7 protein-coding genes are annotated in these 9671 nt (G+C 56.2%); 1 reads left to right on the top strand and 6 read right to left on the bottom strand.

What is annotated here, in order from left to right; genetic code table 11:
- The 3 genes from RBI05_RS18555 to RBI05_RS18545 form a co-directional block, all read right to left on the bottom strand.
- Positions 1 to 1323: glycosyltransferase (locus RBI05_RS18555; RefSeq protein WP_310552121.1), on the bottom strand; the 1323-nt coding region annotated here is incomplete at its 3' end.
- Positions 1324 to 1399: 76 nt separating this feature from the next.
- Positions 1400 to 2536, bottom strand: a complete 1137-nt coding sequence (locus tag RBI05_RS18550) for a CgeB family protein (RefSeq protein ID WP_150459902.1) — start codon at positions 2534 to 2536, stop codon at positions 1400 to 1402.
- A gap of 56 nt (positions 2537 to 2592) precedes the next feature.
- Positions 2593 to 3675: a CgeB family protein gene (locus tag RBI05_RS18545; protein WP_150459903.1), complete on the bottom strand. Its 1083-nt coding sequence runs from the start codon at positions 3673 to 3675 to the stop codon at positions 2593 to 2595.
- A 169-nt stretch (positions 3676 to 3844) separates the two neighbouring features.
- On the opposite strand from RBI05_RS18545, the gene RBI05_RS18540 reads away from it, so the two are divergent.
- Complete coding sequence (locus tag RBI05_RS18540; protein ID WP_310552120.1) at positions 3845 to 4612, top strand: AAA family ATPase; 768 nt, start codon at positions 3845 to 3847, stop codon at positions 4610 to 4612.
- Between the two features lie 122 nt (positions 4613 to 4734).
- Here the strand turns inward: RBI05_RS18540 and wsfD are convergent, their stop codons facing one another.
- The 3 genes from wsfD to RBI05_RS18525 form a co-directional block, all read right to left on the bottom strand.
- Complete coding sequence (gene wsfD, locus RBI05_RS18535) at positions 4735 to 6156, bottom strand: glycan biosynthesis hexose transferase WsfD (protein WP_310552119.1); 1422 nt, start codon at positions 6154 to 6156, stop codon at positions 4735 to 4737.
- A 27-nt stretch (positions 6157 to 6183) separates the two neighbouring features.
- On the bottom strand, positions 6184 to 8136 hold the full coding sequence (locus RBI05_RS18530; protein ID WP_310552118.1) for an LTA synthase family protein: 1953 nt from the start codon (positions 8134 to 8136) through the stop codon (positions 6184 to 6186).
- Between the two features lie 147 nt (positions 8137 to 8283).
- A complete protein-coding gene (locus tag RBI05_RS18525) occupies positions 8284 to 9621 on the bottom strand; it encodes a 5'-deoxyadenosine deaminase (RefSeq protein ID WP_310552117.1) in 1338 nt (445 codons plus the stop codon).
- Positions 9622 to 9671 lie beyond the last annotated feature (50 nt).

Here is a 9671-nt window from a genome sequence, read left to right as displayed (position 1 = left end):
CGCCGGGCCCGGCCCGCTGCCCGCCGCCGGGTCCGGCGGCGGAAGCTCCGCTTCGGCGCCGGATGCCGCCGGCGCGTCTGGCGGCGGCGCGTCCGGCGCCCGGGCCGCCGGCGGCGGCAGCGTCGGCCCGGGCACGGGCACCCAGGCGGCGCGCCAGTCCGCCGCCAGCGCGGCTACGCGGGCACGGTGCGCGCCGGGGCCGTAAGCCGCTGTTACGCGGGCCTTGGCGTCGTCCGCGAGCGCGGCGGCGGCTCCGGGATCGGCGAGCAGCTGCAGCACGTTTCCGGCCAGCTCGCCGATGTGATCGCGGGCGGCGAGCCAGTCTTCCCGGCCGGCTGTGCGCAGAATCTCGCCGAGTCCTCCGCAGTCATAGGCGACCACAGGCTTGCCGGAAGCCAGACCCTCCAGCGCGGTCATCCCAAATCCTTCACGGATCAGACTCGGCACGACGAGGATATCCACTGCGCAGTAGAACTCCGCCGGATGCTGTTCGTAGCCGATGAACCGGAATCGGCTGCGAAGCCCTTCGATTTTGACTTTGCGGAGGCAGCGCTTATAGTAGCTCGCCTCCCGCATGGCGCCCGCTACGATGAAGCGGGCATCCGGGCGTTGCTGCGCAACCAGTGCCGCCATATGCACGAAATGCTCGAGTCCTTTCTCCTGGGTCAGAAAGGAAGATGCATATCCGATCAGCGGCTGCTCCGGAGACACGGACCATTCCCGCCGACGTTCGCTCCGCAGCTTGCTCCGGATCGCTTCCGGCGCTTCGCCCGCACTCCAGGTCGGCGGCAGCATCGTCAGTTTCGCCTGGCGCACTTCGGGCGGGAACGGTGAAGCCGCTGTCTCCGAGATGGCAAGAATGCGGTCGCTGTACCGGTCGATCAACCCGGTGCTGATCTCCGCAAAGCCGCCTCCGCCCAGCGTTTCGGCAATCAGCCAGATTACCGGAATACCAAGCGCCCGTGCAGCCATGGCCGGAAGCGCATGGACGCAGGTATTGACGACGACCAGAGAAGGCTTCGCTGTACTCAGCCATTCCGTCAGCCGCTCGTAGCTTCGGTCGCTCCGCAGCCGCTCGGCATCCTGCTCCAGCCCCGGATACGGCGTATACATGCCGTACAGCAGGGGCAGAGGCAGCAGCTCCGTACGGATTCCGGCGAGGTGCGCCTGCCTCGTCAGAATTCCTTCCTGCGGCGCTGCCATAATGCAGTCGAACCCAGCCGCGAGTTCCCGGACCAGGAGCAGCAACAGCTTCTCCGCCCCTGTAATGCTCGCCTGGTTGGATACATGGGAAAACAGGATAATCGTCGCTTTATCCGCCATGAATTCGAGCGGCGCCTCCGCCGTATGCTGCGGGCGGAGCGCCTTCACCTCCCCGTGATTGCAGAGCAGCCTCCGCTTACTCCCCGTATATAATCGTCAGCGCCTGATGGATCCGTTTCGTGTACGTATGGTCTCGCAACGTACGCTCCATTGCCTTGATAGCCATATTCCGGCGCTCTTCCTCATGCGTGAGGTAGAAGCGGATTTTGTCGAGCATTTCTTCGGGGCTTGCGAAGGTGTCGATCTCCTCGCCCGGTGTGTAGAAGGTCGCAATATCTTCGCGCGAATCGATCAGCTGCACCGTGCCGGTGGCCGCAATTTCAAAAGTTCGGGGATTCGGCGATGCTGCGGGAATTTGCAGCGTGTTGTTGTTGACCACATCGTCGATATGCGAACGGTGAACGTTCAGCACCACTTTTGACCCGCTGTAAGCGGCCGCCGTCTCCTGTGGAGACATCCATTTGCCGATCTCGATCCGCTCGCCGTAGAGCGGGGCTTCGGGCAGACGGTCCCACCAGATACCGTTGATGACGGTATTGAATTCCATTAGCTGCGGCATAATGCCCCGGAAGAAATGGACGCGGTTCCAGTAGGCTGACCCGATGAAGCTGACGTCGCGCCGGATGGGCGAGCGGGTCAGCGTCGGCCGGTAATGCGGCCGGAACGCCGCGAACGGAAGATAGTGCACTTCCCGGCAGCCGAGCTGGCGGTAGAACTCGATGCAGTTGCGCTCCAGCGTGAACACATAGTCATAATGCGATACGATCTTCATCGTGAAATCCGTGTAATACGGATCGTCAGTCAGCCATATGGCCGTGCGAATGCCCGAAGCGCGCAGCGCGTCAACCTGCTCCAGCGGCAGATCCATGCCATCTAGCACAAATATCAGCTCCGGCCGTTCCCGGCCGGCCAGCTCAACGAGATTCTGCCGGACATCGGTCACCGTCACCCGGGTCGTGAGCGTCTGCAGCGCGGCCAGTACCGCTTCGTCAAGCGGCGAGTAGGGATAGCCTTTGCCCGAGGCGACATACATGACATGCAGGTCCCGAACCGGCAGCGGCTCTTCCGGCCGGCCGTCCAGAATGGCAAGCCTTCCGCGCAGATATCCTTCATCGTATCCGCTCTTGAAGCCGCTGAGCCGCCCCTGCAGCTTCGCTTCCTGGGCGGGGTCCAGCGGGAACGGGGGCACCGGCATAACATAGGTCTGGTTCATTCTTGATTCGCTCCTTTGGTCGGTCGTTGAGGTACGGCGGCCTTATGGCAGAGCCTTCAGCTCTGCAGAAGATCCAGAAGCTCCGGCAGCCTTGCCTTGAACGTATGGCGGCGAAGCGTGGTCCGCAGTCCCCTGAGGGCGAAGAGGCGCCGTTCTTTGTCATGGGTCAGGTAATACTCGATTTTACTCTGCAGTTCCTCGGCCGTACCGAAGGTCTCCAGATCATAGCCGGGCCGGTAGTAGCGGGTGAGATCCTCTCGAACATCAGTCAGCTGCATCGTGCCGCAAGCGCTGATCTCGTAGGTTCTCGGATTAATGGACAGAGAGGGAATCTGGAATGCGTTGCGGTTGTCCTGACCGCCTTCCCAGGGACGGTGGATGTTGATGACGAGCTTCGCCGAGCTGTAATAGTTGGCCGTCTCTTCGGGCGGGATGAAGCCGCTGTGAATACAGCCTGCCAGCTCGCCGTAGGTCTGCAGCCGTTCCCAGAAGCCCCCGGCGATAAAGGTCCTCTTGCTCCGGAGATAGGGCGCCAGCTTGTCGAACAGCTCCGTGCGATTGAAGAAGGCGTTGCCGATGAAGACGACATCGTACTCATAGCGGGGGGCAGTCCGTCTGGGATAGTACATTCCCGGATGGACGCCAAGGGGCAGATAATGGACATGATCGGCTCCGAGCGAGCGGTAGAAGTCCACGCAGCCCAGCTCGTGGGTGAATACATGATCATAGTGCCGGCAGATCACGGACGTGTCTTCGGTAAAATAGGGATCATCAACGAACCAGATCGCGGTCCGGATTCCCCGGGACCGAATGGCATCCATCTGTTCCAGATGATCGGGCGGAAAAACATGCAGTCCGTTCATCACCAGCACAGCGTCGGGGGCGCTCTCTTCCGCAGCGGCAAGCATGCGCTCCGGAGGACTGACGATCAGTTCGGAGGTCAGCTCCCCCAGGGCAGCCATGACGCCCGCATCAATGGCATCAAAGCCCTGCGGCACATACATCAGACGGAGGGGCCGCCGCTCTCCCGGGGCTTCGGGATTCATCTGCCGGACGGCTTCGCACATTCCCTGGTGGTAGCCCGCCCGGTATCCGATCCGGTATTCGCGTGTTCGGCTTGGTTTCGGTTGTATTTTCAAGTCCTCACCCTGCTCTTGTGTGTTCTCCAGACCTTATCACAGTATGCGGAGACGGCTTTCGCCTCATAGACTGCTGTCCGCAGCTTCCAACAAATTGGCATTTGCCCCATAGGCTGGCGAACATTCAGGCGCGCTACTATAATAGGGGCGAGTCTTCTACGCGGAAAGGATGTTCTTGATGAATGCTTCATTGTTCCTGCGCCACGCCGAACTGCTGCGCGACCGGGTTCCTTCGTTTCAGTCCTATCCCTTCTCGCTGCCGGCGGTCCGGAGTCTGCAGCGCTTGACCTTTCACCGGCCCGTTACCTTTCTTGTCGGCGAGAACGGAAGCGGCAAATCCACTCTGCTGGAAGGCCTGGCGGCGGCCTGGGGCTTCAACCCCGAGGGCGGTACCCTGAACTTCAACTTCGAGACCCGGGCGTCGCATTCTGCGCTGTACCGCCACCTCCGGCTGGCCAGGGGCGTTCACCGGCCGAAAGACGGATTCTTTCTCCGGGCCGAGAGCTATTACAATGTCGCCTCCTATATCGATCAGCTTGACGAAGAGCCGGAGGCCGGTCCATTGATCAGAACCGCCTTCGGCGGCAAGTCGCTGCATGAACAATCGCACGGTGAATCCTTCTTCGCCGCTTTTATGAACCGATTCCGCGGCACGGGCCTCTACCTGCTGGACGAGCCCGAGGCGGCGCTGTCGCCCATGCGCCAGATGACCCTGCTTGCCCGGATGCACCAACTGGTCGGCCGGCATTCCCAGTTCATCATCGCCACGCACTCGCCGATCCTTATGTCCTACCCCCATGCGGACATCTGCCTGCTGGACGAGGACGGTATCCGCAGCGTGCCTCTGGAGGAGACCGAGCATTTTGTCATTACGCGGGCCTTCATGAACGACCGGGAGGGCATGCTGCGGGAGCTGCTGTCCGAGCCGGAGGAGTAGCACTCTCAAGCGGGGATTCCCGGGGCCTGCTGCGTCCGCACAGCGCAAAAACCCCCACCGTTAGCGGGGGAGGTTCCTCAAAGAAGGCTTGTCTTTGTTTTATTGAACAACACCGTACAGTTTCAGCGAAGTCGAAACCATGCCTGAAATTTATGCACCAACCAAATAAGAATTGCCAACATCATAAGATCAAAACTAACATTAAACAAAAAGAGATGTTTGCCTATATCGGCTCTTCCGTCACCAAGAATAGGGACAAGAAAAGAGAAGAGCCCTATAAGCCCCAAAAGCGCCATTAATTCCAAGGCCGTTCGGTATTTTATCGAAGAGGTGCGGATGTATTCCCAGACCCATATAGCACAATACAGCAAGTAAAATACGCCTAAAAACATTATTGTATGGGGCACATAACCATTTTTAAACTCACTCCAGCCGCTATATAGATAAGATACCGATCCCGAAGTCTTACCTTCACCTTTCTCATAGTTACCTAGATAGTACGGGCGAATTGAAAATGCATTATTCGCAGCGTACTTCATATTTTCATATAACCGGTGGGGGTGTTTGATATAGAACAACGCTATATCTCCATGCGATATTCGGTTATAAAAATCTGCATTCAGTGATGGATCATCCTGTTTAATTACCGTATCAGTCTGAAAGTAGTTCGTTCCTGCTAAAACACTCAATTTTTCCGGGAGTCCAAGATCGTGCAAATCGCCTTTAATATTATCCGATCCATTTAGTACTCCAAAAAATACGGTTTGGTAAATATTAATACGTTTCAGCTCTTTTGGAGCTCCTGCATATAGAATTACGGATAACGCCAAAGTGGATACCGCGAAGACCAGACATCGTTTTTTCCATCCTTTATCTTTACTCTTTAATCCTATTATACGAAGAAAAATAAGGGCGAAGGCCAACCCTAATGGGGCATTTTGTATCTTAGATGCAATCATCATACAAGCCGAAATAAAAAACATTGACAGATTAAAATTGGAAGGGCGCTCTGCTGCTGTTAATCTTATTCCAAAAGCAAAAGTCAATAAAAGAAATGTCATGGAAACCGGCTCTCCAAATAGAGAATTGAAGTAAGCCGTATACCCTATGTCATAGAAAACAAACAGCAACGCAGCTCCGGTTAAAAGACCCGTCAAGGCTGAACGCTTGGACGCTTCACGAACGAGTATCCAAGTTGCTGTCGTAAGCAACAGCGAATATACAACGCCCACCAGACGAATGTCGAAGTAGTGCGTCTGAAAAGGCCAAAAGAGTAAACGTGGAAGAAGGATGACTAGAATTTGAGAAGATGGATAAAATCCGCTAAATATCCTGTCATAGGCAAATCGCGAATGACTGTAATGAAAAAAACGATCTGAATATGACTCTTCGGCATAATAATTTAATCCTACCGTATTCATCATACGAGCAAAATCACCGTTATCTGCAACGCCCAGAAATCTGCCGACTAAAACCAGCCCGATTAGAATACCTCCAGCGATAATTACTGTAAGAAGTGCAGGCCATTTTCTGTTCTCTCGCATTCCGTCTCCCCCCACTCTGTAGACCTTTCACCGTTCAGGAAGCAATTTTACATAATCATCGGAAACCTTCAAAAGCTTCAAAATGTAATTATAGTCTCTCTCATACTTAGAAAAATCAGATACCGTCTCGAAAGTCTTCAATGAGACAGCTTTTCCGTCTTTGAATCCCTTCCCAGGAATAAACATAATATCGTTATTAAAGAAAGAACCTGTCGGTAAATAATAACGCATACCCACCACATTATTCTGGATATTCATCAAATCGTGTCCAAAAGCTGTGAATTTCTCTTCTGTAAGAGAAATTCCTAATAGGTTAGCGATTGTAGGAAGAATATCCACCTGACCTCCGGTTGTATGAATAACTTGGCCTTGCGATATCCCCGGCGCATGGATAATAAAGGGAATATTGTAGCGGCTGATGCGCGAATCATAAGGGATTCCAAGCGCCTCCTGCACCTGCTCCGGCGCCACATTTTGCGGCTGAAGGCCGAAATGGTCCCCGTAGAAGGCGATGACCGTATTCTCCCACAGTCCGTTCTTCTTGAGCCCGTCGATCAGGGTGCCGATGGCATAATCCGTGTAGTTAATTGCGGTCAGGTAATCGCCAAGCATGGTATCCTGAAGCTTCTCCGGAACCTCGATCTTGCGGAATGCTTTTGGAACGTCGAACGGATGATGGCTGGACACGGTCACGAACTGTGCATAGAATGGCTGCTTCTTGGCAGCCAGCTCCGACAGCTTCTCGACTCCCGTTACATAGAGTTGCTCATCGGATGCGCCGAAACGGCCGAAATGATCATCCTTGAAGAACGGCCGGTCAAAATAACCCGTGAATCCTACCGCTGCATACAAATCCTTGCGGTCCCAGAAGCCTACCCGGTTCACATGGAACGTGTACGCTTCGTATCCTTTGGATTCCAGAAGGCGCGGCAGACTGGGAATAGTCCGGTTGCCGAAGCCCGAAGACATCGCGAGCGAACCGATCGGATAGATCGACGTGTTGCTCATGAATTCGGCGTCCGATGTATTGCCGGGGCCGATCTGCTGGAACACCTGCGGGAAATAGAAGGATTCATCCGCCAGCTTGTTCAGATTGGGCGTCAGCTCCACCCCGTTCAGCTTCTGATGCAGCGGGAAGTTCTGGAAAGCCTCCATCTGGACAACAATCAGATTCTTGCCTTTCTGGGAGCCAAAGTAGGCAGGCGAGCCCGGCTTAGCTTCTCCGTATGGATAGGACGACTCCAGCTGTTTCCAGGCCGCTATCGTGTCGTTAATATTGCCCGTGCCAACCAGGTTGTTCTCCTCGCGGGTTTTGAGAGCCGCGACGACTTCATAGTTCAGAAAGCCTGCGCTTTCGGCCTGGATCAGCTCGTTGGTAATGCCTTTGGAGTCCCGGATGAAATGGGCGGAGAGCAGTCCCCCGCCTACGACCGACACCGCTACGACAATCCGAAAAACGCCCCGGAGCCTCGGCCCCCGGCTTTCCTTCCCTCTCCATCCGGCGCTCTGCACCGCCGCTCCTCCCAGGCTTGCGGAGAAGTCCGGGCTATACCGCCCGCGCCGCGAACGGCGGAACACCGCCCGCACGATCAGCCAGATCAATCCGGCCGCCAGATCCGCCAGGAACAGATAATCGACCGGCTGCACCGTCGACTCCACACTGTCTCTGACCTGGAAGACCTGATCCAGCTCCGAGAGGGCCAGATAGGTCGGAACCGAGCCGAAGTGGTTAAAATAGACGCTTGAAGCGAACAGAATGACCGACACCAGCGCATTCAGCGCCCAGAACGAGGCCGTCTTCCAGCGCCGCGGAACGATCAGCGCCAGCAATCCGAGCAGCAGCAGCACCGGCGCCAGATCTCCCGGCAGCATCGGCCAGAGAACCCGGTTATAGAACAGATCCCGAAGCAGCACCATCTTTAAGAGCAGCAGAGCGGCTACCGTATAGAACGACAGCCCGTTAATTTTTTGGCTTCTCACAACGACAATCTCCTTATAAATGTAAGTTAACGATTCGTCTAGTATAGCAAGAGGCCCCTGTAAATTCAAAAAGCCCCGCTGCCGCGGGGCTTCCGGACTGCTCGCCATTCTTCTCTTTCAATGGCGGTTTAACACTCTCTTCTCCGGTTATACCAAAGCCGTCTTCCCCACCAGCCGCCGGATACAGCGGTCGGCTTCGCGCAGCACCGTTCCTTTGTCAATCGTCTTCATCTGCCCGCGCTCCATGACCCACTCGCCTGCGATCATCGTGCTCTCCACGTCGGCCCGGGTGGCGGAATAGACAATCCGGGCAATGGGGTCCAGGTCGTAGGATGGAAAGGTATGAAAATTAACGAGATTCAAAATCGCCAGATCGGCTTTTTTGCCGACTTCCAGACTGCCGATTTCCCGCTCCATGCCGACCGCTCTGGCTCCCCCGATTGTCGCCATCCGGAACACCGAGCGGGCATCCATCGCCGTCGGACCATGCAGCGGCTTCTGGATAATCGCAGCCAGCCGCATTTCGCTGAACATATCCAGATTGTTGTTGCACGGGGCTCCGTCGGCGCCGAGGCTGAGCGACACGCCTTGATGCAGCAGCTCGTGGGTGGGCGATATCCCGGAGGCCATCTTCAGATTCGAGCCCGGGCAGTGGCTGACATGAACGCCCCGGTCATGCAGAATCCGCTTCTCTTCTTCATCCAGCCAGACGCAATGAGCCAGAATCAGACGGTCGTTCGCAAGACCGAGATGATCGAGATAGACGATATTGCGCATCCCCGTCATGGCCTGCACAATTTCGATCTCGCCGCGGTTCTCGGAGGCATGGGTATGCACCTTGACGCCGTACCGGGCGGAGAGCGTCTGCACTTCTTTCAGCAGCGGCTCCGTACAGGAGACGACAAACCGCGGAGAAAAAGCATAACGGATGCGTCCCTCGGCGAATCCGTTCCATTTTTCGAGCAGATCTACGCTCTCCTGCAGCGAGGCTGCCGTCTCCTCCTGAAGCGCAAGAGGCACGTCGCTGCCCTTCTGGTCCATCATGACCTTTCCGGACAATGCCCGGATGCCGCTCTTCGCAATCGCCTGAAACGCAAAGTCCGTGTGGTGCACGGTCTCCATATCCACAATCGTCGTCGTTCCGCTCGAGATCAGCTCCCCGATGCCGAGCATGGCGGAATAGTAGAGCGATTCTTCGTCATGCGCCGCTTCCAGAGGCCAGATCCGTCTGCGCAGCCAATCCATCAGCTCCAGATCGTCGGCCCTCCCCCGGAACAGCGTCTGGCACAGATGGATATGCGTCTGCACGAAGCCCGGAATGACCGTCCGGTTCGTGGCGTCAATTATCGTCTCATCCACCAGCGGCAGCAGGTTCGGTCCGATCTCGGTAATCAGGTCCCCTACAACCCGAATATCCCCTGTAAAAATATCTTCCCCTGCGTTCATCGTGACGATCTCCGCATTCTTGATCAGATAGCTGCCCATGCCCGATTCCTCCCTTATGGATCTTCCCTTCTCTGCTCTGCCTGAACGCC

Source organism: Paenibacillus glufosinatiresistens (assembly GCF_031470375.1).
In the GTDB taxonomy this organism is placed as follows: domain Bacteria; phylum Bacillota; class Bacilli; order Paenibacillales; family Paenibacillaceae; genus Paenibacillus_AQ; species Paenibacillus_AQ glufosinatiresistens.
The sequence above is the reverse complement of the archived record's forward strand: the minus strand, read 5'-3'. Positions and strand labels throughout refer to the sequence as shown.

Excerpts from the sequence above, each read along its gene's own strand:
- RBI05_RS18525 (WP_310552117.1), bottom strand. The coding sequence starts at position 9,621 with ATGGGCAGCTATCTGATCAAGAATGCGGAGATCGTCACGATGAACGCA.
- RBI05_RS18550 (WP_150459902.1), bottom strand. The coding sequence starts at position 2,536 with ATGAACCAGACCTATGTTATGCCGGTGCCCCCGTTCCCGCTGGACCCC.
- RBI05_RS18540 (WP_310552120.1), top strand. The coding sequence starts at position 3,845 with ATGTTCTTGATGAATGCTTCATTGTTCCTGCGCCACGCCGAACTGCTG.
- wsfD (WP_310552119.1), bottom strand. The coding sequence starts at position 6,156 with ATGCGAGAGAACAGAAAATGGCCTGCACTTCTTACAGTAATTATCGCT.